At 71.8% G+C, this 22,950-nt stretch carries 21 protein-coding genes and 1 pseudogene; 15 read left to right on the forward strand and 7 right to left on the reverse strand.

Going from position 1 to position 22,950, the window contains the following annotated elements; genetic code table 11:
* Window positions 1-184: 184 nt before the first annotated feature.
* Window positions 185-1,219, reverse strand: a complete 1,035-nt coding sequence (gene sepH, locus ACFXKG_RS22130; protein ID WP_382893497.1) for a septation protein SepH — start codon at window positions 1,217-1,219, stop codon at window positions 185-187.
* A gap of 498 nt (window positions 1,220-1,717) precedes the next feature.
* On the opposite strand from sepH, the gene ACFXKG_RS22135 reads away from it, so the two are divergent.
* The gene (locus tag ACFXKG_RS22135; protein ID WP_384841594.1) at window positions 1,718-2,641 is read left to right on the forward strand and encodes a hypothetical protein; all 924 of its coding nucleotides are present in this window, start codon (window positions 1,718-1,720) and stop codon (window positions 2,639-2,641) included.
* Window positions 2,642-2,680: 39 nt separating this feature from the next.
* Here the strand turns inward: ACFXKG_RS22135 and ACFXKG_RS22140 are convergent, their stop codons facing one another.
* A complete protein-coding gene (locus ACFXKG_RS22140; protein ID WP_384841951.1) occupies window positions 2,681-4,015 on the reverse strand; it encodes a D-arabinono-1,4-lactone oxidase in 1,335 nt (444 codons plus the stop codon).
* A complete protein-coding gene (locus ACFXKG_RS22145; RefSeq protein ID WP_384841954.1) occupies window positions 3,960-5,222 on the reverse strand; it encodes an MFS transporter in 1,263 nt (420 codons plus the stop codon). The genes ACFXKG_RS22140 and ACFXKG_RS22145 overlap by 56 nt, the downstream gene beginning before the upstream one ends.
* 131 nt (window positions 5,223-5,353) lie before the next feature.
* On the opposite strand from ACFXKG_RS22145, the gene ACFXKG_RS22150 reads away from it, so the two are divergent.
* Together ACFXKG_RS22150 and ACFXKG_RS22155 are read left to right on the forward strand one after the other, a co-directional pair.
* Window positions 5,354-6,481, forward strand: a complete 1,128-nt coding sequence (locus ACFXKG_RS22150; RefSeq protein WP_384841597.1) for a ferrochelatase — start codon at window positions 5,354-5,356, stop codon at window positions 6,479-6,481.
* Window positions 6,482-6,492: 11 nt separating this feature from the next.
* Window positions 6,493-7,293 carry an inositol monophosphatase family protein gene (locus ACFXKG_RS22155; protein WP_384841600.1) on the forward strand — a complete coding sequence of 267 codons (801 nt, stop codon included), beginning with the start codon at window positions 6,493-6,495 and terminating at the stop codon, window positions 7,291-7,293.
* Between the two features lie 163 nt (window positions 7,294-7,456).
* On the opposite strand, the gene ACFXKG_RS22160 is transcribed toward ACFXKG_RS22155, so the two are convergent.
* Window positions 7,457-7,630, reverse strand: a complete 174-nt coding sequence (locus ACFXKG_RS22160) for a hypothetical protein (protein WP_365819162.1) — start codon at window positions 7,628-7,630, stop codon at window positions 7,457-7,459.
* 336 nt (window positions 7,631-7,966) lie between these two features.
* Here ACFXKG_RS22160 and ACFXKG_RS22165 point away from each other — a divergent pair, with 336 nt between their 5' ends.
* The 4 genes from ACFXKG_RS22165 (at window position 7,967) to ACFXKG_RS22180 (ending at window position 11,497) form a co-directional block, all read left to right on the forward strand.
* Window positions 7,967-8,620, forward strand: a complete 654-nt coding sequence (locus ACFXKG_RS22165; protein WP_365819160.1) for a response regulator transcription factor — start codon at window positions 7,967-7,969, stop codon at window positions 8,618-8,620.
* Window positions 8,621-8,625: 5 nt separating this feature from the next.
* Entirely contained in the window at window positions 8,626-9,858 is a 1,233-nt protein-coding gene (locus ACFXKG_RS22170) for a sensor histidine kinase (protein ID WP_384841603.1), read from the forward strand.
* Between the two features lie 405 nt (window positions 9,859-10,263).
* Window positions 10,264-10,560: a DUF4193 domain-containing protein gene (locus ACFXKG_RS22175; RefSeq protein WP_030350183.1), complete on the forward strand. Its 297-nt coding sequence runs from the start codon at window positions 10,264-10,266 to the stop codon at window positions 10,558-10,560.
* 13 nt (window positions 10,561-10,573) lie between these two features.
* The gene (locus tag ACFXKG_RS22180) at window positions 10,574-11,497 is read left to right on the forward strand and encodes a hypothetical protein (protein WP_384841606.1); all 924 of its coding nucleotides are present in this window, start codon (window positions 10,574-10,576) and stop codon (window positions 11,495-11,497) included.
* A 28-nt stretch (window positions 11,498-11,525) separates the two neighbouring features.
* Here the strand turns inward: ACFXKG_RS22180 and ACFXKG_RS22185 are convergent, their stop codons facing one another.
* On the reverse strand, window positions 11,526-11,984 hold the full coding sequence (locus ACFXKG_RS22185) for a DUF3093 domain-containing protein (protein WP_384841609.1): 459 nt from the start codon (window positions 11,982-11,984) through the stop codon (window positions 11,526-11,528).
* Between the two features lie 58 nt (window positions 11,985-12,042).
* Here ACFXKG_RS22185 and ACFXKG_RS22190 point away from each other — a divergent pair.
* The 7 genes and pseudogenes from ACFXKG_RS22190 to ACFXKG_RS22220 all read left to right on the forward strand — a co-directional run.
* Window positions 12,043-12,558, forward strand: a pseudogene (locus tag ACFXKG_RS22190) (PaaI family thioesterase); the annotation flags it as partial.
* A 32-nt stretch (window positions 12,559-12,590) separates the two neighbouring features.
* A complete protein-coding gene (dut, locus tag ACFXKG_RS22195; RefSeq protein ID WP_384841612.1) occupies window positions 12,591-13,115 on the forward strand; it encodes a dUTP diphosphatase in 525 nt (174 codons plus the stop codon).
* Between the two features lies 1 nt (window position 13,116).
* Window positions 13,117-13,923, forward strand: coding sequence for a DUF3710 domain-containing protein (locus ACFXKG_RS22200; RefSeq protein WP_384841615.1), 807 nt, complete (start codon window positions 13,117-13,119; stop codon window positions 13,921-13,923).
* A 375-nt stretch (window positions 13,924-14,298) separates the two neighbouring features.
* On the forward strand, window positions 14,299-16,842 hold the full coding sequence (locus tag ACFXKG_RS22205; protein WP_384841618.1) for an ATP-binding protein: 2,544 nt from the start codon (window positions 14,299-14,301) through the stop codon (window positions 16,840-16,842).
* A gap of 26 nt (window positions 16,843-16,868) precedes the next feature.
* The gene (locus tag ACFXKG_RS22210) at window positions 16,869-17,558 is read left to right on the forward strand and encodes a response regulator (RefSeq protein WP_384841621.1); all 690 of its coding nucleotides are present in this window, start codon (window positions 16,869-16,871) and stop codon (window positions 17,556-17,558) included.
* A 127-nt stretch (window positions 17,559-17,685) separates the two neighbouring features.
* On the forward strand, window positions 17,686-18,072 hold the full coding sequence (locus ACFXKG_RS22215; protein WP_365819143.1) for an OB-fold nucleic acid binding domain-containing protein: 387 nt from the start codon (window positions 17,686-17,688) through the stop codon (window positions 18,070-18,072).
* Between the two features lie 3 nt (window positions 18,073-18,075).
* Window positions 18,076-18,864 carry a DUF3159 domain-containing protein gene (locus tag ACFXKG_RS22220; protein WP_384841625.1) on the forward strand — a complete coding sequence of 263 codons (789 nt, stop codon included), beginning with the start codon at window positions 18,076-18,078 and terminating at the stop codon, window positions 18,862-18,864.
* 135 nt (window positions 18,865-18,999) lie between these two features.
* Here the strand turns inward: ACFXKG_RS22220 and ACFXKG_RS22225 are convergent, their stop codons facing one another.
* Together ACFXKG_RS22225 and ACFXKG_RS22230 are read right to left on the reverse strand one after the other, a co-directional pair.
* Window positions 19,000-19,677, reverse strand: coding sequence for a potassium channel family protein (locus ACFXKG_RS22225; protein WP_384841628.1), 678 nt, complete (start codon window positions 19,675-19,677; stop codon window positions 19,000-19,002).
* Window positions 19,677-20,345: a potassium channel family protein gene (locus ACFXKG_RS22230; RefSeq protein ID WP_384841631.1), complete on the reverse strand. Its 669-nt coding sequence runs from the start codon at window positions 20,343-20,345 to the stop codon at window positions 19,677-19,679. The genes ACFXKG_RS22225 and ACFXKG_RS22230 overlap by 1 nt, the downstream gene beginning before the upstream one ends.
* A gap of 479 nt (window positions 20,346-20,824) precedes the next feature.
* On the opposite strand from ACFXKG_RS22230, the gene ACFXKG_RS22235 reads away from it, so the two are divergent.
* Window positions 20,825-22,873: an APC family permease gene (locus ACFXKG_RS22235; RefSeq protein WP_384841634.1), complete on the forward strand. Its 2,049-nt coding sequence runs from the start codon at window positions 20,825-20,827 to the stop codon at window positions 22,871-22,873.
* Window positions 22,874-22,950 lie beyond the last annotated feature (77 nt).

Here is a 22,950-nt window from a genome sequence, read left to right on the forward strand (position 1 = left end):
ACCAGGCCAACGACTGGAGCAGGTGACCCCGAGAGGGGGCGGGGCCGGCGCGGGCCCCCCCCCCGCACCCGTTGAGGTCAGGGGGGCCCGTGCGCCCGCGTTCGCGCCCCCCCCCCGGCCTCCCCGCCCGGCGCCCCCCCCCCCCCAGCCCTCGGACTGCGTATAGGAGGGTGTGCGAACCCTGTCAGTCCTGCTTCTTACGACGGGTGCCGAAGACGATCTCGTCCCAGCTCGGCACCGCGGCCCGCCGTCCCGGGCGGACGCCGTCCGCCTCCGCCTGGCGGTCCGTCGTACCGGTGAGCCGGTCGCGGTGACCGGCCACGGAGCGCGGCATCAGCACGTCCGCGTAGGCCGATCCGGCCCCGGCGGAGGCGGCGGGCGCCACCGGCTCCTCCGCGTCCGGCTCGTCCTCCGGGTCCACGCCCCCGGGCTCCGGCGGCGCGGGGCGTTCGGGTACGACCATGTCGCCCCGGAAGCTCGGCACGGCCTCCAGCAGGCTGGTGAGCGAGTCGCGTTCGTCGGCGTCGTCCGGCTCCGGGGCGACGGGGCGCTCCAACTGCCGGTCGAGGGAACGGTCCAGCGGCCGGTCGCGCGGCAGCCGCGCGATCCGCGGTACGAACGGGAAGCTCGGCTCCTTGGCGACGGTGTCGTCCGTGTCGCCGATCAGCGCGCGCGCCTCGTCGTCGACGGCCTGGACGAGACGCCGCGGCGGGTCGTACGTCCAGCTCGCCGAGTGCGGCTCGCCCGCGACCAGATAGACCAGCAGGACTTCCCAGGTGCCGTCGTCACGGCGCCACGAGTCCCACTGCACGGTCTCCTTGTCGGCGCCGCGCAGCGTCAGCCGCTCCTGTACGGCTTCACCGAGCTGGGGTCCGGTGTTCTCGCCGGGGCGGCGCACGGGGGTCTTCCTGGCGCGCTCGGCCATGAAGGCGCGCTCCGCGAGCACGGGGCCCTCGAAGCGGCGCACCCGGTCCACCGGGATCCCGGCGTGCTGCGCGACCTCCTCGGCGGAGGCACCGGCTCGTATCCGCGCCTGGATGTCACGCGGTCTGAGGTGGCTCTCCACCTCGATCTCGATCTGGCCCAGACGCGCACGGTCGTTGCGGACGGCGGCGCGCAGCCGCTCATCGATGGGGAGCGTGTACTCCGTGCTGTCGGCAGCCTTGAGCACCAGTCGTGTGCCGTCGTTGGAGACGGCCACGACACGCAGTTCGGGCATGGGAACCTCCCGGGTGGTGCCTGCCGACGTCACGTGCGTCGCTGCTTCCGCTAGTCGAGTGTGGCCTGCCCGGGTGCAGCCTGCCACAACCTTTCCGTGCTGCCCGGCGTGTCGGGCATGGGCCCTGGATCGCCGATGGCACGGTTACCCTTTGCGACGCGGAGTGACGAACCTGGTCACTCCGTGCAGCAGGCGCCCGTGCGGTGCCGCGGCTCCGCCGGATCGAGTGCCACGTTCGGCCCCCTTCCCGTTAGTCCCGGACCCCCATGAGGGAGTCCGGCCCCAGGGCTCGCCACAGTACTCCATTCGGGCCATCCGGGTGGACCGGCGCGCCGCCCGAGTTCTCGCAGGACCGGGGCGTTGATCCCTCCGTACCGTCCACGAGCGGCCGGACGCGGGTGTCTTGCTTCACAGAACCCACCTAAGCGGAACTATTCACTTCGCTCAGAGGTCACTCCCTGGTGCAAGGTGGGACAGATGTGCAGGCAGGGGCCGCAGATGGAGCAGAGGCTGACGACCGGTACGCGAACGGACGAGAGGGCGGGAAGCGGCACGGCGGGTGAACGGGAGGAACGGCGCCGTAAGAGGCAGCGGATCGAACTCAGCCTGCCGCAGGTCGCGGGCAGCGCGCTCGCCGCGGTCGCCGCCGCGGTGCTCGCCTCCCAGCTCGGCGTGTACGGCACGATCATCGGCGCGGGCGTCGTCAGCGTCGTGGCCACCTGCGGTGGTTCGGTCTTCCAGCACTTCTTCCACCGTACGGGGGAACAGATCCGCGTCGCGGCGGTCCAGGCGAGGCCCGGCGGCCGGCAGGTGCCGGTACCGCCGGACCGGGGCGATCCGGGTCGAGAGGGCGATGGCCTCGGCTCCGCGCCGCCCGTGAACGAGGAGTTCAGCCGGGCCACGACCCACGGCACCCGCCTCCGCGGCTGGAAGCGGCCGGTCCTGGCGGCCGGGGTGGTCTTCGGCGTCGCGATGGCCGGCGTCACCGGATACGAGCTGATCGCCGGTCAGGGCCTGAGCGGCGGCACGGGAACGACCGTCGGATCCGTGGTGAGCGGCGGTGGCCACCGGTCCGCCCCCGCCCCGGAGACCGAGCCCGCGTCCACTCCCTCCGGCGACACCGGGAGCGGCACGGGCGCCGGCGGCGACCAGGGCGGCACCCCGGGGAGCGGGACCTCGCCCGCCCCGTCCGGCGGCGCCGCGCAGGACGGGACGACCAAGGACAGCGGGACCGGGACCGGCACAGGCACGGGCAACGGCACCGACCCGACGGGCACCCCGTCCTCGCCGGCCCCGACGGACTCCTCGGGGCCCGCCCGGGATTCCGGCGGCGGCTCCGGCGCCTCGTCCACCCCGGCCCCGGCACCCTCCGGTACGGCGGACACCGGCGCCGGCGGCGACAGCGGTCCCACCGGCGGGTAGCGGGTGCGGGAGGAGGCGTACGGCGCGCATCAGGTCTTGTCAGTCCCCGAGAACCCGGCGCAGATAGTCGTTCCCGAACAGCCGGTCCGGGTCGAGCCGGTCCCGTACCACCGTGAACTCCGCGAAGCGCGGGTACGCCGCGGCGAGATACCCCGCGTCCCGCGTGTGGATCTTGCCCCAGTGCGGCCGGCCGCCGTGCGCGGTCATGATCCGCTCCACCGCCGTGAAGTACGAGCGGTGCGGCGTGCCCCGGTACAGGTGCACGGCGATGTACGCGGTCTCCCGCCCCGAGGCCGTGGAGAGCGCGATGTCGTCGGCGGGCGCCGTCCGTATCTCCACCGGGAAACTCACCTTCAGCGGTGAGCGTTCGAGCATCGCCCTGACCTCGCGCAGCGCGCCGACCGCGGCCTCCCTCGGCAGCGCGTACTCCATCTCCACGAAGCGCACCCGGCGCGGGGAGGTGAAGACCTTGTAGGGGATGTCCGTGTACGTGCGGGCCGAGAGCGCGCGGCTGGAGACGCGGGCGAGGGCGGGGATCGTCGCGGGCACCGCGCGGCCGAGCGCGCACGCCACCCGGAAGGCGCCGTTGGAGAGGAGTTCGTCCTCGACCCACCCGGCGACCCGGCCGGGCGGCGCTGCGGGACCGGCGCTGCGGTTGTTGCGCTTGGTGTTGCAGTTGCCGGTGTGCGGGAACCAGTAGAACTCGAAGTGCTCGTTCTCGGCCACGTGTTGATCGAATTCCGCCGTGACCCGGTCGAAGGTCATCGGCTCCTCACGGGCCGTCAGCAGGAAGACCGGCTCCACCGCGAAGGTGACCGCGGTGATCACGCCCAGCGCGCCGAGCCCGATCCGCGCGACGGCGAAGATCTCCGGGTTCTCCTCGGCCGAGCAGCGCAGCACCGTCCCGTCCGCCGTGACCAGTTCGAGCGCGCGGATCTGGGCGGCGATCGAAGCCGAGTCGCGGCCGGTGCCATGGGTGCCGGTGGAGGTCGCGCCCGCGACGGTCTGCTCCATGATGTCGCCCATGTTCGTCAGCGACAGGCCCTCCCGGGCGAGCGCCGTGTTCAGGCGCTTGAGCGGGGTGCCGGCCGCGACCGTCACCGTGCCCGCGGTCCGGTCGATCTCCCGGATGCCGGTGAGCAGGTCGGGCCGTACGAACACCCCGTCCGTGGCGGCGACGGAGGTGAAGGAGTGCCCCGAGCCGACCGCCTTGACCCGCAGCCCGTCGGCCGCCGCCGCGCGGACCACCCCGACCAGCTCCTCGACCGAGGAGGGGGACACCGTGCGGGCGGGCCGGGCGGTCACGGTTCCCGCCCAGTTACGCCACGCGCTCATGGTCGTCGTGCTCCTCAGGACTGCCCGGTCCCCGGTCATCCGCCCCATGCCCTCCCCGCCTCCGTACCGGCTCACGCAGCCGGCGATACCCCAGGAACGCCACCGCGGCCGCGACGGCGCCCGCCACGACGGGCACCCTGTACCCCGCTCGTGCCCCGGCGGCGTCGACCACCCAGCCGGCGGCCGACGAGCCGAGCGCCACACCGACCGCGAGCCCGGTACTGGTCCAGGTCATGCCCTCGGTCAGCTTGGTGCGCGGTACATGCGCTTCGACGAGGGCCATCGTGGTCACCATCGTCGGTGCGATGGACAGGCCCGCGACAAAGAGCGCCACGGCCAAGAGCGGGAGACTCCCGGCCAGTTGGAGGGGGATCATACTCACGGCCATCGCGCAGACACCCACCAGCCACCTCCGGGCCGGGGGACCGGCGAGATGCAGCAGCCCGAACACCATGCCCGCGCAGCAGGACCCCAGCGCGTAGACCGACAGGACCAGGCTCGCCGCGGCCTTGTGCCCCCGCTCCTCGGCGAAGGCGACCGTGACCACGTCCACCGCGCCGAAGATCGCCCCGGTCGCCACGAAGGTCGCCACCAGCACCCGCAGCCCGGCCGAGCCGAGCGCCGAACCCCCGGTGTGCTCCGCACGCGGCCGCGGTACGGGCTCGGTGGCGCGCTGCGCCGTCAGCCACAGGACGCCGACCACCAGGAAGACCCCGGCGACGAGCGGGCCCGCCTCGGGGAACCAGGCCGTCGACAGCCCGATCGAGATGATCGGGCCGAAGATGAAGCAGATCTCGTCGACCACCGACTCCCAGGAGTACGCGGTGTGCAGCGCGCGCGGGGAGTCCCGGTGGACCGCCGCCCACCGCGCCCGCACCATCGCCCCGACGCTCGGCATGCACCCCGTCCCGGCCGCGAAGACGAACAGGGTCCAGTCGGGCGCGCCCCGCTGGGCACAGAGCAGCAGCCCCGCGATCGCCGTCACCGAGACCAGCGTCGCCGGGCGCAGCACCCGCCGCTGGCCGTGCCGGTCCACCAGCCGGGAGATCTGCGGGCCGAACACCGCGGCCGACATGGCCATCGTCGCGGAGACGGCGCCCGCGAGGCCGTACCTGCCGGTGAGCTGGGAGATCATCGTGACGGCGCCGATGCTCAGCATGGCGAGCGGCATCCGGCCGATCAGTCCGGCCGCACTGAATCCCCGTGTACCGGGAACGTCGAACAGCGCGTGGTAGGAACGGGGCAACGCAGGCAACGGACGCTCCGGTAAGCGATGAATCTGGCCGCGGCAGCTTACGGCAGTCCGCCCGCCGCGCGCCCCCGGTTTTCCGGCGGGCTCCGTGCCCGGCGTACCGGGGCGGATGGCAGGATCGGAGCATGTCCGAACAGTCGGCGACTTCGCCCTACGACGCCCTGCTCCTGCTGTCCTTCGGCGGCCCGGAAGGCCCGGACGACGTGGTTCCGTTCCTGGAGAACGTCACCCGTGGCCGGGGCATCCCGAAGGAACGGCTCAAGGAGGTCGGCCGGCACTACTTCCTGTTCGGCGGGGTCAGCCCGATCAACGAACAGAACCGGGTGCTGCTGGACGCGCTGCGCAAGGACTTCGCCGGGCACGGCCTCGACCTGCCGGTCTACTGGGGCAACCGCAACTGGGCGCCGTATCTCACCGACACCCTCCGGGAGATGGCCGCCGACGGACGGCGCCGCGTCGCGGTCCTCGCCACCAGCGCGTACGCCTCGTACTCGGGCTGCCGGCAGTACCGCGAGGACCTGGCCGCCGCCCTCGCCACCCTGGCCGGCGAGGGGATCGAGCCGCCGCGCGTGGACAAGCTGCGCCACTACTTCAACCACCCGGGCTTCCTGGAACCCATGATCGACGGCGTGCTCGCCTCGCTCGCCGATCTGCCCGAGGACGTACGGGCGGGGGCGCATCTCGCCTTCACCACCCACTCCATCCCGACCGCGTCGGCCGACACCTCGGGCCCGGCCGAGGGGCACGGCGAGGGCGGTGCCTATGTCGCCCAGCACCTCGACGTCGCCCGGCTGGTGGTGGCCGCCGTCCAGGCGGAGACCGGGATCGCGTACCCCTGGCGGCTCGTCTACCAGTCGCGCAGCGGCGCCCCGCACATCCCCTGGCTGGAGCCGGACATCTGCGACCACCTGGAGACGCTGAGCGCCGAGGGCGTCCCCGCCGTCGTGATGGCTCCCATCGGCTTCGTCTCCGACCACATGGAAGTCCTGTACGACCTCGACACGGAGGCCACCGCCAAGGCCGCCGAGCTGGGGCTGCCCGTACGCCGCTCGGCCACCGTCGGCGCGGATCCGCGGTTCGCCGCCGCCGTACGCGATCTCCTCCTGGAGCGGGCCGCGACCGAGCGCGGCCGCGCCGTGGAGCGGTGCGCCCTCGGCGCGCTGGGCCCGAGCCACGACCTCTGCCCGGCGGGCTGCTGCCCGGCCCGCGCCCCCAAGCCCGCCGCCGCGGGCGCCGACAGCCCGTACGCCTGAAGGAGCCCGCTGTGACCGACGCCCTCACCGGTGAACTGCTCGCGCTCGCCCTGGAGGCGGCCCGCCGGGCCGGCGCGCTGCTGCGCGACGGCCGCCCCGACGATCTGACCGTCGCCGCCACGAAGTCCAGCCCCATCGATGTCGTCACCGAGATGGACATCGCCGCCGAGAAGCTGATCACCGGCTATCTCGCGGAGCACCGCCCCGACGACGGCTTCCTCGGCGAGGAGGGCGCCAGCACGGCGGGCAGCAGCGGTGTCCGCTGGGTCATCGACCCGCTGGACGGCACCGTCAACTACCTCTACGGGCTGCCCACCTGGGCCGTCTCCATCGCCGCCGAGCGCGACGGGGAGCCGCTGGTGGGCGTCGTGGAGGCCCCGATGCGCCGTGAGACCTTCCGCGCCGTGCGCGGCGGCGGCGCCTTCCTGGGCGACCGTCCGCTGCGCTGCAGCGCAGCCCCGCCGCTGGAGCGGGCGCTGGTCTCCACCGGCTTCAACTACGTCACCACCGTCCGCGCCCACCAGGCGGAGATCGCCCAGCGGCTGATCCCGCAATTGCGGGACATCCGGCGCAGCGGCTCGGCGGCCATCGACCTCTGCGACGTGGCAGCCGGCCGGCTGGACGGCTACTACGAGCGGGGGCTGCACCCCTGGGACCTCGCGGCCGGTGATCTCATCGCCCGGGAAGCGGGCGCCCGTACGGGTGGCCGCCCCGGTACCCGGCCGGGATTCGAGCTCACCGTGGCGGCCACGCCGGGCGTCTTCGAGCCCCTCCAGGAGCTGCTGGAGGAGTACGGGGCCTGGCACGACTGACCGGGGCCCGCGGGCCCCGGAACACGGAAGGGCCCTGGCACCGTCCCCTCGGTGCCGGGGCCCTTCTCTGCAGATCGTTTACGGCTCTGATATTTCGTAAATCTGTGCGAGTAGTGTCGGAGCGGCGGTGTCCGGGGTGTCCGGTACGACGCGGTGCATCGGGTCAGACGCTGGCGGCGCCGACCTCCACACCGTGCTCGGCGGCGAGCCGGCGCAGGTCGTCCAGCTCTTCCTGTTCGACATCCGCGAGGAAGTCGTCACCCGTCTCACGTGCACGGGTGAGGTCTGTTTCCGTGGCCTTTATACGCTGGAGAAGCCCGGCGGTGAACGCGTCCATTGCGCCCCCTCGTCGTGGGTCAGTGGCACGGGGGTGTGCCGACGGCGGGAAGATCAGGCGCCCACTGTCTTCTGGAGTGACAGTTATCCGGTGGGCAGATAAGGGTGTGGCATGCCACAAACAGGGCGTGATCTCGGGTGTGAAGTCGTCTTCCCCAGGGTCCGTCCCCGAGAAACCTCCCTGACTCCATCAATCCGGCACCGGCCCGGACGTGCCTGGTCACCCGGCATCGTCTTACCGCCGGTTTATGGCCGATACGGGCAGGATGGGCCCGCACAACGAGTGCTGGAACCTGCCCTGATCACGGGAGACGGGCCAAGAGGAAGGAAGATCGACGTGCGCGTACTCGTCGTCGAGGACGAGCAACTGCTCGCCGATGCGGTGGCCACCGGACTGCGCCGGGAGGCCATGGCCGTCGACGTCGTGTACGACGGTGCGGCGGCCCTGGAGCGGATCGGGGTCAACGACTACGACGTGGTGGTGCTCGACCGCGATCTTCCCGTCGTGCACGGCGACGACGTCTGCCGCAAGATCGTCGAGCTGGGGATGCCCACCCGGGTCCTGATGCTGACCGCCTCGGGCGACGTCAGCGACCGGGTCGAGGGCCTGGAGCTGGGCGCGGACGACTATCTGCCCAAGCCCTTCGCGTTCACCGAGCTGACCGCCCGGGTCAGGGCCCTGGGACGGCGCACGACGGTGCCGCTGCCGCCCGTCCTGGAGCGCTCGGGGATCAAGCTCGACCCCAACCGCCGCGAGGTCTTCCGCGACGGCAGGGAGATCCAGCTCGCGCCCAAGGAGTTCGCGGTCCTGGAGGTCCTGATGCGCAGCGAGGGCGCGGTCGTCTCGGCCGAGCAGCTGCTGGAGAAGGCGTGGGACGAGAACACCGACCCGTTCACCAATGTCGTCCGCGTGACGGTCATGACCCTGCGGCGCAAGCTCGGTGAGCCGCCCGTGATCGTCACGGTGCCCGGCTCCGGCTACCGGATCTGATGCCGGTGGCCACTACTCCGGCGCCGCCCGCGGCGCCTCCGAAGCCGACCTGGGACCCGAGAAAGCCCGACCAGTCGCTCCCCTGGGTCCGGCCCACCATCCGTATACGGCTGACGCTGCTCTACGGCGGGATGTTCCTGATCGCGGGCATCCTGCTGCTCTCGATCATCTACCTGCTGGCCGCCCAGGCCCTGCACGTGGGCAGTGAACTGCCCTTCCAGATCGTGAGCGGCAAGGTACGGAGCGACACCTGCAACTTCCCGGACCAGGCGCCGCCCGACCAGTTCAACACGGCCATGAACGCCTGCGTCAACCACCAGCGCCAGCAGGCGCTCGACGACCTGCTGAGCCGCTCGCTCTTCGCGCTGGTCGGGCTGAGTGTCATCGCGTTCGCCTTCGGCTACGCGATGGCCGGGCGGGTGCTGTCGCCGCTGGGCCGGATCACCCGCACCGCGCGCCGCGTGGTCGGCACCGACCTGGCCCGCCGGATCGAGCTGGACGGCCCGGACGACGAGCTGAAGGAGCTCGCCGACACCTTCGACGAGATGCTGGAGCGGCTGGAGCGCGCCTTCACCGCGCAGCAGCGCTTCGTCGCCAACGCGTCGCACGAGCTCCGTACGCCGCTCGCGATCAACCGGACCCTCCTGGAGGTCCACCTCTCCGATCCGGGGGCCCCTGTGGAGCTCCAGCAGCTCGGAAAGACCCTTCTGGCGACCAACGAGCGCAGCGAACAGCTGGTGGAGGGGCTGCTGCTGCTCGCCCGCAGCGACAACCAGCTCGTGGAGCGCAAACCGGTCGACCTCGCGGAGGTCGCCACCCGCGCCGTCGACCAGGCGCTCGCCGAGGCGGAGGCGAAGGGCGTGGAGATCCGCTCGGAGTGCGTCCCCGCGGTCGTCCAGGGCAACGGCGTCCTGCTGGAGCGGATCGCCCTGAACCTGGTGCAGAACGCCGTGCGGTACAACATCCAGGAGGACGGCTGGGTGGAGGTCAGCACCGAGCTGCAGCAGGGCCAGGCGGTCCTGGTGGTGTCGAACACGGGGCCCGTGGTGCCCGCGTACGAGATCGACAACCTCTTCGAGCCGTTCCGGCGTCTGCGTACGGAGCGGACCGGCAGCGACAAGGGCGTGGGACTCGGTCTGTCGATCGCCCGTTCGGTCGCCCGTGCCCACGGCGGGCGGATCGCCGCGGAGCCGCGTGAGGGAGGTGGACTGGTGATGCGTGTCACTCTCCCGGTCTGAGAGACTGCGCTCGGTATTCACGCGCCGGAGAACTTTGTTCGCTTTGCGCGGAATATTCGGCGTCGATTTCCGGCGGGTCCCTGTGTGATCGATCACAGGGGCGAATTCCCGCCCGTCGACTCTGTGTGATCAAGCCTTCGTCGGATGGCCGGTAAAGTCCGGGTTTCCGGGGGCCGGGATCACGGGAAGTACACGGGGTGGCGCCCGTGCGAGGGGAACGAGGGACCGTGTACGGTCCCCTTCGCCACCCGACGCCGATCACTCCTCAGGAGTCCGGTTGGGTGTCGATTGAGTAACAGACCTTGATGTGAGGCAAAATCTCCGCCTCAGGTCGGGCACAAGTCCGGCCTCTCACGCGTTACGTGCGCTGAGACACTACAGAACCCAGAGGGGGAGAGCGACGACATGGCAACGGATTACGACACCCCACGCAAGACCGATGACGACGTCGACCAGGACAGCCTTGAGGAACTGAAGGCCCGTCGGAACGACAAGTCGACCTCGGCGGTCGACGTCGACGAGTTCGAGCAGGCCGAGGGCCTGGAACTGCCCGGCGCGGACCTCTCCAACGAGGAGCTGTCCGTCCGGGTCCTGCCCCGGCAGGCCGACGAGTTCACGTGCATGAGCTGCTTCCTCGTGCACCACCGCTCCCAGCTCGCCAGGGAGAAGAACGGTCAGCCCATCTGCCGCGACTGCGACTGAGGTCTGACAGGCCGTGGCAGGCGACACACCGTTCCGGAAACGGCGCTTCCGGCGCAAGAACGCTCCGGAGGCAACGGATACGTATCAGGGCGGCTCAGGCCCGGCGGAAGGCGTTCAGCCCGCTGCCGAGCACTCCGCCCTGCTGCCCCAGCACGGCGCGCACGAGGACGAGCGAGGCCGGCCGGCCTCGCTCGAAGCCGTCCGGGACGACCACGGCGGCCCCACGACCGGGGGCCGGCGCCTGGACGGCGTGAAACGGGGCGTGCGCAAGGGGAGTGACGGAGCCAAGGCGGCCCTCGCGTTCGTCGCCGACCGGATCATCGAGAACGCACCCCGGATCCCGGTCCGCGACCTCGCGACCCTGCGCGGCCAGTTCCCGGGCCTCGGCCCCGAGGAACTGGCGGACAAGCTGATCGCGGGCGCCGCGAACAGCAGCTCGACCGTCGGGGCGGGCGTCGGCGCCGCCGCGATGATGCCCGTACCGCCCGCGATGCCGGCCGAGCTGGCCGCCGAGATCACCGCCGTCGCCGCGATCGAGTTCAAGCTCATCGCGGAGCTGCACGAGGTCTACGGACAGCGCCCGCCCGGCACGCTCAGGCAGCGCAGCGCCGCCTATCTGACGTCCTGGACCCAGGAGCGCGGCGTCGACATCACCAAACCGTCGACGTTCAACGGCGCGCTCAGCGGCCCCATGAAGCGCGAGCTGCGCCACCAGATCACCAAGCGCATGGTCCGCAGCCTGCCGAACCTGGTCCCCTTCATGATCGGGGCCGCCGTCGGCGCCCTGATGAACCGGCGGGACACCAAGAAGGTCGCCGAACACGTCCGCAAGGACCTGCGGGCCCGCCAGGTGCCCTGGGACGCGCTGCCCGCCCAGCCGCCCCTGGAACGGCCGGACGAGCTGCCCCCGGGCCTGCCCAGGGAACTGGGCCAGTAGGGCCGGGCAGGGCGCCGTCCGCCGGGTCTCAGCCCGTACGCACCGCGTCCAGCGCCGCGGCCAGCGCCTGCGGGGTCCTGGTCGACAGGTAGACGTACGGCGTCGGGTCGTCCGGATCCGTGACCTCCACCCGCAGCGCCGTCGGCACATAGCTGCGCAGCAGCATGAAGGCGCGCGGGTCGGCCTTCTCCAGCCGCCAGGCCCGCGCCTCCTCGGGATCCAGCACCTCGGCCGTGCCGAGCGCCGACACGGGGATCCGCGCGTCCCCCGCGACCAGCGAGTCCGCCACCACGCGGATCCGGGCGGATCCGTAGGCGCTCACCCCGGCCGCCGCCAGTGCGCCCGCGACGATCACCCCGCCGAGCATCGGCAGCGCGCCCAGTGGCAGTGTCATCAGGCCGCCCGCGACGGCGAGCAGGGCGGCGATGCCCCACCAGGCAGGGGGTGCGGTGAGGCGTTCGTCGTAACGCGCGGGGGAAGGCTCCATGGAGCCAAGCTTGGCACGGTGCCTCCTCGCGGCGACCGCGCGGGTAAGGTCTGCGCCTGTGAGTAACGTGCCATCCCAGGGGACGCCCCCCGGACTCCGAGCGGCGCCGGGGTCCCTTGCGCCCCCCGCCGACGCCGTACCGCCGGTACGGCACCCCGACGCGCCCGCCCCCGGTGAGCGGCTCGGGGCGCACAACGACCAGTGTTTCGGCTGCGGCGAGGGACAGCGGCACGGACTCCGGCTCGTCGTGCGCGCCGGTGAGGGCGTGCGGGTCACCGCCGAGTTCTCCGTCGGACCCGCCCACCAGGGCGCTCCGGGCCTCGCCCACGGCGGCGTGCTCGCCACGGCGCTGGACGAGACGCTGGGCGCGCTGAACTGGCTGCTGGGGACCGACTCCGTCACCGGCCGGCTCCAGACCGAGTACGTACGGCCCGTGCCCGTCGGGGCGCTGCTGCACCTGGAGGCCGAGGTCATCGCGGTGCACCGGCGGAAGATCTACTCCACCGCCGCGGGCCGGCTCGGCGGCCCCGACGGGCCCGTCGCCGTCCGGGCGGACGCGTTGTTCGCAGAGGTCGGGCGCGCCCGCGCCGTAGTAGAGGTGAACCCATGAGCCCTGTGCCCGGTGGCCCCGTTGACGTACTGATTCGCCGCGTCGACCCCGACGTACCGCTGCCCGCGTACGCGCACCCCGGGGACGCGGGGGCCGATCTGGTCACCACCGAGGCCGCCGAGCTGGCCCCCGGTGAGCGCGCCGTCCTGCCGACGGGCATCTCCCTCGCCCTGCCCGACGGCTACGCCGCCTTCGTGCACCCGCGCTCCGGGCTCGCCGCCCGCTGCGGGGTCGCGATGGTGAATGCCCCCGGGACGGTGGATGCCGGGTACCGTGGGGAGATCAAAGTGATCGTGGTCAATCTGGACCCCCGCGAGAGCGTGCGGTTCGAGCGGTTCGACCGGATTGCCCAACTCATCGTTCAGCAGGTCGAGAAGGTGCGCTTCCACGAGGTGGCGGAGCTTCCCGGTTCCGCGCGGGCCGAGGGGGGCTTCGGGTCCACCGGCGGCCATGCCGCCGTGGGCGGGGTACAGGGTGGGAATCGATACGCTTCGGTCGTATCCGACCGGGAAGGACAGTGACGTGTTCGGACGTCGCAAGAAAAGTGGTTCCGCCAAGGACGAGGCGGAGGCAGCGGGCGAGACCGAGCAGTTCGAAGGTGTCGACGGCGCAGACGCCGCGGCCGCCGCGGACGCGGCCGACGCCGACGACAGCGCGGAGCCCGCGCCCCGTCGTACGAACCTTCCGCCGGCGCCCCGGCCCGACGGCCCCTGGGACATCTCCGAGGTCTCCAGGCCCGACGAGGGCCGGGTCGGCCTCGGGGGCATCTTCGTCCCTGCCGTCGAGGGCATGGAACTGCGCGTAGAGGTCGCCGGTGACGCGATCGTCGCCGCCACGGTCGTCGTACGGGACAGCGCCGTACAGCTCCAGGCCTTCGCCGCGCCCAAGAAGGAGGGCATCTGGGGCGAGGTCCGCGAGGAGATCGCCACGGGCATCACCCAGCAGGGCGGCATCATCGACGAGGTCGAGGGTCCGCTGGGCTGGGAGCTGCGCGCCCAGGTTCCCGTACAGCTCCCCGACGGCACCGGAGGCGTGCAGCTCGTGCGCTTCATCGGGGTCGACGGACCGCGCTGGTTCCTGCGCGGGGTGATCTCCGGCCAGGGCGCGGTGCAGCCCGAGGCCGCCGGGCTGCTGGAGCAGATCTTCCGGGACACCGTCGTCGTGCGCGGGGAGGGCCCGATGGCCCCCCGCGACCCGATCGTCCTCAAGCTCCCGGACGACGCGCAGATGGTCGCCGAGGGCGTCCAGCAGGAGGACCAGGAGAGCTCACGCTTCTCCGGCGGCATGGGACAGCTCCAGCGCGGTCCCGAGATCACCGAGGTGCGCTGAACCACCGAGGTGCGCTGAACCACCGAGGCGCGCTGAACCCGCCGAGGTGCGCCGCCGGCCCGGGCGCCCCGGCACCCGCACGGACCCGAGGAGGGCCGTCTCCCGCACAGGGGGCGGCCCTCCTCGCGTGCCCGGCCGGGCGGCGGGCGGTGATGGCGGGCGGCGGGCGCCGGTGGTGCCGGGAGTGCTGGGAACGCGGCCGGAGCGGACGCGGCCCCGGGCCCGCCCCGCCGGGGCCTCGCCGGGCGCCGTCAGAATCGTGTCAAAACCGGCCTCGGGCCCCCTCGCGGAGCCCGCGCACGTCGTCACCGGCGGTAGTTTCTACCGGACAGCCGGACGCCGGGCGCGCCGGCTCTTCTGGAAGACAATGGGGCCATGGGACGCGGCAAGCTTCGGATCTACCTGGGCGCGGCACCGGGCGTCGGCAAGACGTACGCGATGCTCTCCGAGGCCCACCGCCGGGTGGAGCGGGGCACGGACTGTGTCGTCGCGTTCGTCGAGCACCACGACCGGCCGCGTACGGAAGTGATGCTGCACGGCCTGGAGGCGGTCGAGCGGCGCGCGCTGGAGTACCGCGGGACCGTCTTCACCGAGATGGACGTCGACGCCGTCCTGGAGCGCCGCCCCACCGTCGCACTGGTCGACGAGCTGGCGCACACCAATGTGCCCGGTTCCCGCAACGCCAAGCGCTGGCAGGACGTCGAGGAACTGCTCAAGGCCGGCATAGAGGTCGTCTCCACCGTCAACATCCAGCACCTGGAATCGCTCGGTGACGTCGTCGAGTCGATAACCGGGGTACGGCAGCGCGAGACCGTCCCCGACGAGATGGTCCGGCGGGCCGACCAGATCGAACTGGTCGACATGTCGCCCCAGGCGCTGCGCCGCCGGATGGCCCACGGCAACGTCTACAAGCCCGACAAGGTCGACGCCGCGCTCTCCCACTACTTCCGGCCCGGCAACCTCACCGCGCTGCGTGAGCTGGCGCTGCTGTGGGTCGCCGACCGGGTGGACGAATACCTCCAGCAGTACCGCGGCGAGCACAACATCCGTACCACCTGGCAGGCCCGCGAGCGCATCGTCGTCGGCCTGACCGGCGGCCCCGAGGGCCGTACGCTGATCCGCCGCGCGGCCCGGATGGCGGCCAAGGGGTCGGGCAGCGAGATCCTCGCCGTCTACATCGCCCGCAGCGACGGACTCACGGCCGGTTCGCCCAAGGAACTTGCGGTCCAGCGCACCCTGGTCGAGGACCTCGGCGGCACCTTCCACCATGTGATCGGCGACGACATCCCCTCCGCGCTGCTGGAGTTCGCGCGCGGCGTCAACGCCACCCAGATCGTGCTGGGCTCCAGCCGCCGCAAGACCTGGCAGTACATCTTCGGCCCCGGCGTGGGCGCGACCGTGGCGCGGGAGTCGGGGCCCGACCTGGACGTGCACATCGTCACGCACGAGGAGGCCGCCAAGGGTCGCGGACTGCCCGTCGCGCGCGGCGCCCGCCTCGGCCGCTCCCGGATCATCTGGGGCTGGCTGGCCGGGGTCGTGGCGCCCGTCCTGCTCTCGGTGCTGCTGACAGCGATGAACAACACCCTGGGGCTCGCCAACGACGTCCTGCTCTTCCTCTTCCTGACCGTGCTGGCCGCCCTGCTGGGCGGGCTGCGGCCGGCGCTCGCATCGGCGGCCGTGGGGTCGATGCTGCTCAACTTCTACTTCACGCCGCCCACCCACAACCTGACCGTCGCCGACCCCAAGAACCTCGTCGCCATCGTGATCTTCTTCGCGGTGGCCGTGGCGGTGGCCTCCGTGGTGGACCTGGCGGCCCGCCGTACCCATACGGCCTCCCGGCTGCGGGCCGAGTCCGAGATCCTCTCCTTCCTCGCGGGCAGCGTGCTGCGCGGGGAGACGGCGCTGGACGCGCTGCTGGCGCGGGTCCGCGAGACCTTCGCCATGGAGTCCGTGGCGCTGCTCGAACGCAAGAGCGATGTCGACCCGTGGACCTGCGCGGGCAGCGTGGGCCCCCAGCCCGTCGGCCGGCCCGAGGACGCCGATGTCGACATGCCGGTCGGCGACCACATGGCGCTGGCGCTCTCCGGGCGGGTGCTGCCGGCCGAGGACCGCCGGGTGCTCGCCGCGTTCGCCACGCAGGCCGCCGTCGTGCTCGACCGCCAGCGGCTGGTCGGCGAGGCCGAACAGGCCCGCGCGCTCGCCGAGGGCAACCGCATCCGTACCGCGCTGCTCGCGGCCGTCAGCCACGATCTGCGCACCCCGCTGGCCGGCATCAAGGCCGCGGTCTCCTCGCTCCGCTCCGACGACGTCGAATGGTCCGAGGAGGACCAGGCGGAACTGCTGGAGGGCATCGAGCACGGCGCCGACCGGCTCGACCACCTCGTGGGCAACCTCCTCGACATGTCCCGGCTCCAGACCGGCACCGTCACCCCGCTGATGCGCGAGATCGACCTGGACGAGGTCGTCCCGATGGCGCTCGGCGGCGTACCGGAGAACAGCGTGGAACTGGACATCCCCGAATCGCTGCCCATGGTGGCCGTCGACCCCGGGCTGCTGGAGCGCGCGGTCGCCAACATCGTCGAGAACGCCGTCAAGTACAGCCCCGAGGGGCGGCGCGTCACCGTCGCCGCCAGCGCCCTCGGCGCCCGGGTCGAGGTACGGGTGGTGGACCGGGGCCCCGGCGTCCCCGAGGACGCCAAGGAACGCATCTTCGAACCCTTCCAGCGCCACGGCGACGCCCCGCGCGGGGCCGGCGTCGGCCTCGGGCTCGCCGTCGCCCGCGGCTTCGTGGACGCGATGGGCGGCACCCTCGCCGCCGAGGACACCCCCGGCGGCGGCCTGACCATGGTGCTCACCCTCTCCGCGGCGGCCGGCCCCGTGCCGGCCCGCCCCGAATCTCCCGCCCGGGTCGGCTCATGACCGGGACAGCAGAAAGGCGGACCTCTATGACCCGGGTGCTCGTGGTCGACGACGAGCCACAGATCGTACGGGCCCTCGTGATCAATCTGAGGGCGCGCAAGTACGAGGTGGACGCGGCCTCGGACGGCACGACCGCGCTGGAACTCGCGGCGGCCCGCCACCCCGACGTGGTCGTCCTCGACCTCGGGCTGCCGGACATGGACGGCGTCGAGGTGATCAAGGGCCTGCGCGGCTGGACGCGCGTCCCGATCCTGGTGCTCTCCGCGCGCCACACGTCCGACGAGAAGGTCGAGGCGCTCGACGCGGGCGCCGACGACTACGTCACCAAGCCGTTCGGCATGGACGAACTGCTGGCCCGGCTGCGCGCCGCGGTCCGCCGGGCCGAACCGCTCGGCGGGGACGGCGACGAGACCGTCGCGGTGGTCGAGACGGCGGGGTTCACCGTCGATCTCGCGGCCAAGAAGGTGCACCGCGAGGGCCGTGACGTACGGCTCACCCCGACCGAATGGCACCTGCTGGAGGTCCTGGTACGGAACTCGGGCCGGCTGGTCAGCCAGAAACAGCTCCTCCAGGAGGTCTGGGGTCCCTCGTACGGCACCGAGACCAACTACCTGCGGGTCTACATGGCCCAGCTCAGGCGGAAGCTGGAGACGGACCCCTCGCACCCCCGGCACTTCGTCACGGAGCCGGGCATGGGCTACCGCTTCGAACGCTGATCCGGTACCGATACGGAACTGATCCGGTACGGGGGGCCGGATCCCCCCCGGTACCGGAGAGCGGGCCGGGTGATCCGTGGCCTCCGTACGTCCTTCTGTCGCACCCGTCCCCCGGTACCCTTCAGACATGAGTGCTGAGAAGCCGACCGGCCGCTTCCGCCGGATGCTCGACCGGCTCTCCAGCTCCCAGGAGGACCTGGAGTCCGAGGAGCTGAGGGAGGACGCACAGGCGTCCGGGTGCACCCGGATCGCCGAGTGCGACGACCGCCAGATCGTCCGGGTGACTGGTACGTTGCGGACGGTCACCTTGCGACCCCGGGCCGGTGTGCCCGCGCTGGAGGCGGAGCTGTTCGACGGCACCGCGCCGCTGGACGTGGTGTGGCTGGGCCGGCGTTCCATCATGGGCATAGAGCCGGGCCGCAAGCTGATCGCCTCCGGCCGGATCTCCCTGAGCCACGGCCGCCGCGTGCTGTTCAACCCCAAATACGAACTCCGACCGCTCGGACAGGAGTAGCCGGTGACGTCACCCGACAAGCCCACCGCCCCGACCGTTTCCCCCGCATCGTCCGCACCCCCCTCGCCCGACCAGGACGGTGATGTGAAAGCCGTCACGGAGGCGGCGCTCTTCGAGGCGTTCGGCGGCGTACGCGGCATGGTGGAGACGGTCCTTCCCGGCCTGCTCTTCGTCACGATCTACACCGTCAACAAGGACCTGCACACCTCGGCGATCGCGGCGCTCGCCGTCTCGCTGCTGCTGGTGGTGGTCCGGCTGGTCCGCCGGGACACCGTCAAGCACGCCTTCAGCGGGGTCTTCGGCGTCGCCTTCGGTGTCGTCTTCGCGATGATGACGGGCAACGCCAAGGACTTCTACCTCCCCGGCATGCTCTACACACTGGGGCTCGCGCTCGCCTACATCATCACCACGCTGGCGGGCGTGCCGCTGATCGGGCTGATCCTGGGCCCGGTCTTCAAGGAGAACCTCTCCTGGCGCACCCGTAACCCCGGCCGCAAGAAGGCGTACGCCAAGGCCAGTTGGGCGTGGGGGCTGATCCTGCTCACCAAGTGCGCGATCCTCTTCCCGCTCTACTGGTGGGCGGACACGGCGCAGCTCGGCTGGGTGCTGATCTCGCTCAAGATCCCCCCGTTCCTGCTGGCGGTCTATCTGACCTGGGTCTTCCTGGCGAAGGCGCCCCCGCCGATCGATGTCTTCGCCGAGATGGAGGCGGAGGAACAGGCCGAGAAGGAGCGCGCTGCGGCGGCGGCGGCGGTGACCGGCGAGCGGGGCCCGGCCCGGCACCGGCGGTAGGGACCCTCCGTACGGACGTACGGTGCCGCGGTCTCGTACCTGCTCGCTGCTCCCGATACCTGACGTACCCACGAAGGCATGTGCCTTCGTGGGTACGTTTGCGCGCGGGCGCCTTCGTGCGTACGGGAGGGGCCGTCAGTCCGCGGTGTCCTCGCGGCGTACGGACAGCAGGTCCTCCAACTGCTCCTCGCGCGCCTGCGCCGCCACGAACAGCAGCTCGTCGCCGGCCTCCAGCGTCTCCTCCGGATGGGGCGTCAGCACCCGCGTACCCCGGATGATCGTCACCAGCGAGGTGTCCTCCGGCCAGCTCACCGAGCCGACCTGAGTCCCGGTCACCGCCGACTCCGGCGGCAGCGTCAGCTCGACCAGGTTGGCGTCGCCGTGGCTGAAGCGGAGCAGCCGTACGAGATCGCCGACGCTCACCGCCTCCTCCACCAGCGCGGACATCAGCCGCGGCGTCGAGACCGCGACATCGACGCCCCACGCCTCGTTGAACAGCCACTCGTTCTTGGGGTTGTTGACGCGGGCGACCACCCGCGGCACGCCGTACTCCGTCTTGGCGAGCAGCGACACGACCAGGTTGACCTTGTCGTCCCCGGTCGCGGCGATCACCACGTTGCAGCGCTGGAGCGCCGCCTCGTCCAGCGAGGTGATCTCGCAGGCGTCCGCCAGCAGCCACTCGGCGAGCGGCACCCGCTCCACCGAGATGGCGGTCGGCGCCTTGTCGATCAGCAGCACCTCGTGCCCGTTCTCCAGCAGCTCGCCCGCGATGGAGCGGCCCACCGCTCCTGCCCCGGCAATCGCGACACGCATCAGATCCCGCCTCCGTCCGGGCCCTCGGCGAATGCCGCCTCGACCTTCCCGATGTCGTCCGTACGCATCATCACGTGGACGAGGTCGCCCTCCTGGAGCACCGTCTGCGACGTCGGCAGCATCGCCTCACCCAGCCGGGTGAGGAAGGCCACGCGGACGCCCGTCTCCTCCTGGAGCCTGCTGATCTTGTGACCGATCCAGCTCTCCGACGTGTGGACCTCGGCGAGCTGTACGCCACCGCTCGGATCGCGCCACAGCGGCTCCGCGCCGGACGGCAGCAGACGGCGCATCATCTGGTCGGCGGTCCAGCGGACCGTCGCCACCGTCGGGATCCCGAGCCGCTGATAGACCTCGGCCCGGCGCGGGTCGTAGATACGGGCCGCGACGTTCTCGATGCCGAACATCTCGCGGGCCACCCGGGCGGCGATGATGTTGGAGTTGTCGCCGCTGCTCACCGCGGCGAACGCGCCGGCGTCCTCGATGCCCGCCTCGCGCAGGGTGTCCTGGTCGAAGCCGACACCGCTGACGCGACGGCCGCCGAAGCCGGAGCCGAGCCGGCGGAACGCGGTGGGGTCCTGGTCGATGACGGCGACCGTGTGCCCTTGCTGCTCCAGGTTCTGCGCGAGTGCGGCGCCCACCCGGCCGCAGCCCATGATGACGATATGCACGGCCCTACACCACACTCCCCGCAGGTGCTCTGACCTGCGTAAATGTCTTGCTCATGTCTCTCTTTCGGCTTGCCGGGCAACGGCGGCGGCCGGTTGGTGAGCCGCCGGGCACCATCATGCCGGGGATCCCGGCCCGGTCCCTTCCCGGGGACCGGGTGGCGGCGCCCGCCCTTGCCCGGGACCAACGTATCGGTAATGACCGAGGGACCTACGGCGGGCCGGTGCCCGGTCAATCCGGGCCCGCGGCGGCCCGCACAGTGTTCCGGGCGCTGCTCGACCGGTTCCCCGGGGCTCCGCCCGGCGGTGCCCGAGCAGAGCCTGACCAGGGCACCGTCCATGGTCATGAACGGCCTTGCCGCGCTCCCCGTCCACCTCCGCCGACACCGCGGGGCGGCGCCCCGGGGCGTGGTGGAGCACACCGCGTCAAGATGAGGGTGGTGCCCGCACACGTCACTGTTCGAACGCATACGATCCCTTCCGTGTCCAAACTGACCGACGTGCCCAAACGGATCCTGATCGGGCGGGCGCTGCGCAGCGACAAGCTCGGGGAGACCCTCCTCCCCAAGCGCATCGCCCTGCCCGTCTTCGCCTCCGACCCGCTGTCCTCGGTGGCGTACGCGCCCGGAGAGGTGCTCCTGGTCCTCTCCATCGCGGGGGTCTCGGCGTACCACTTCAGCCCGTGGATCGCCCTGGCCGTCGTCGTCCTGATGTTCACCGTCGTGGCCTCGTACCGGCAGAACGTGCACGCGTACCCGAGCGGTGGCGGCGACTACGAGGTCGCCACCACCAACCTCGGCCCCAAGGCCGGCCTCACCGTCGCGAGCGCGCTGCTCGTCGACTACGTGCTGACCGTCGCCGTGTCGATCGCCTCCGGCATCGAGAACCTCGGCTCCGCGATCCCCTTCGTCGTCGAGCACAAGGTGCTCTGCGCCGTCGCCGTCATCGTGCTGCTCACCCTGATGAACCTGCGCGGCGTACGCGAGTCGGGCAAGCTCTTCGCGATCCCCACCTACGTCTTCGTCGGCGGCGTCTTCATCATGATCGCCTGGGGGGCCTTCCGCGGGCTCGTCCTCGGCGAGTCCATGCGGGCGCCCACCGCCGACTTCCAGATCAAGCCCGAGCATCAGGGGCTCGCCGGATTCGCCCTGGTCTTCCTGCTGCTGCGGGCCTTCTCCTCCGGCTGCGCGGCGCTGACCGGCGTCGAGGCCATCAGCAACGGCGTCCCCGCCTTCCGCAAGCCCAAGAGCAGGAACGCGGCGACCACGCTCGCCCTGATGGGCGGCCTCGCCGTCACCATGTTCTGCGGCATCATCGGGCTGGCCATGGCCACCGACGTGAAGATGGCCGAGAACCCGGCCACCGACCTGCTGAACGGCGGAGTTCCGGTCGGTTCCGGCTATGTCCAGAACCCGGTGATCTCCCAGGTCGCCGCCGCCGTCTTCGGCAGCGGGACGTTCTTCTTCGTCCTCCTGGCCGCGGCCACCGCGCTCGTCCTCTTCCTGGCCGCGAACACCGCGTACAACGGCTTCCCGCTGCTCGGCTCGATCCTCGCGCAGGACCGCTATCTCCCCCGCCAGCTCCACACCCGCGGCGACCGGCTCGCCTTCTCCAACGGCATCGTGCTGCTGGCCGGGGCCGCCGCGCTGCTCGTCGTCGTGTACGGGGCCGACTCGACGCGGCTGATCCAGCTGTACATCGTCGGGGTGTTCGTGTCGTTCACGCTCAGCCAGACCGGCATGGTCCGGCACTGGAACCGCCATCTGCGGACCGAGCGGAACGCCGCCAAGCGCCGCCACATGGTGCGCTCCCGGGCCATCAACACCTTCGGCGCCTTCTTCACCGGGCTGGTGCTGATCGTCGTCCTCGCCACCAAGTTCACCCACGGGGCGTGGGTCGCCCTGCTCGGGATGGTGATCTTCTACGGCACGATGACCGCGATCCGCCGGCACTACGACCGGGTCTCCGCGGAGATCGCCGCCGACGAGGACTCGGCCGCCGACACCGTACGGCCCTCGCGCGTGCACTCCATCGTGCTGGTCTCCAAGCTCCACAAGCCCACGCTGCGCGCCCTCGGCTACGCCAAGCTGATGCGCTCGGACACCCTGGAGGCGCTCTCCATCAACGTCGACACGGCGGAGACGAAGGCGCTGAGGGAGGAGTGGGAGCGGCGCGGCATCAACGTGCCGCTGAAGATCCTCGACTCCCCGTACCGGGAGATCACCCGGCCGGTCATCGAGTACGTCCGCGGACTGCGCACCGAGAATCCGCGCGACGCGATCAGCATCTACATCCCGGAGTACGTCGTCGGGCGCTGGTACGAGCACCTCCTGCACAACCAGAGCGCCCTGCGGCTCAAGGGGAGGCTGCTCTTCACGCCGGGCGTGATGGTCACCTCGGTGCCCTACCAGCTCGAATCCTCGGAGCTGGCGAAGCAGCGGGCGAAGCGGCGCGGAATGTACAACGCGCCGGGCGCCGTCCGCCGCGGCCCGGTCGACACGCGGGTGAAGGACCACGGCGCGGGGGAGTGACGGGGCGCGTGCGGCCGGAGGGCCGGGGCGTCCCAGTCCTCCGGCGGGCGGTCCCGGCCGTCCGATGCGTGGTCCCG

It is taken from the genome of Streptomyces sp. NPDC059255 (genome assembly GCF_042752355.1).
Lineage (GTDB): Bacteria > Actinomycetota > Actinomycetes > Streptomycetales > Streptomycetaceae > Streptomyces.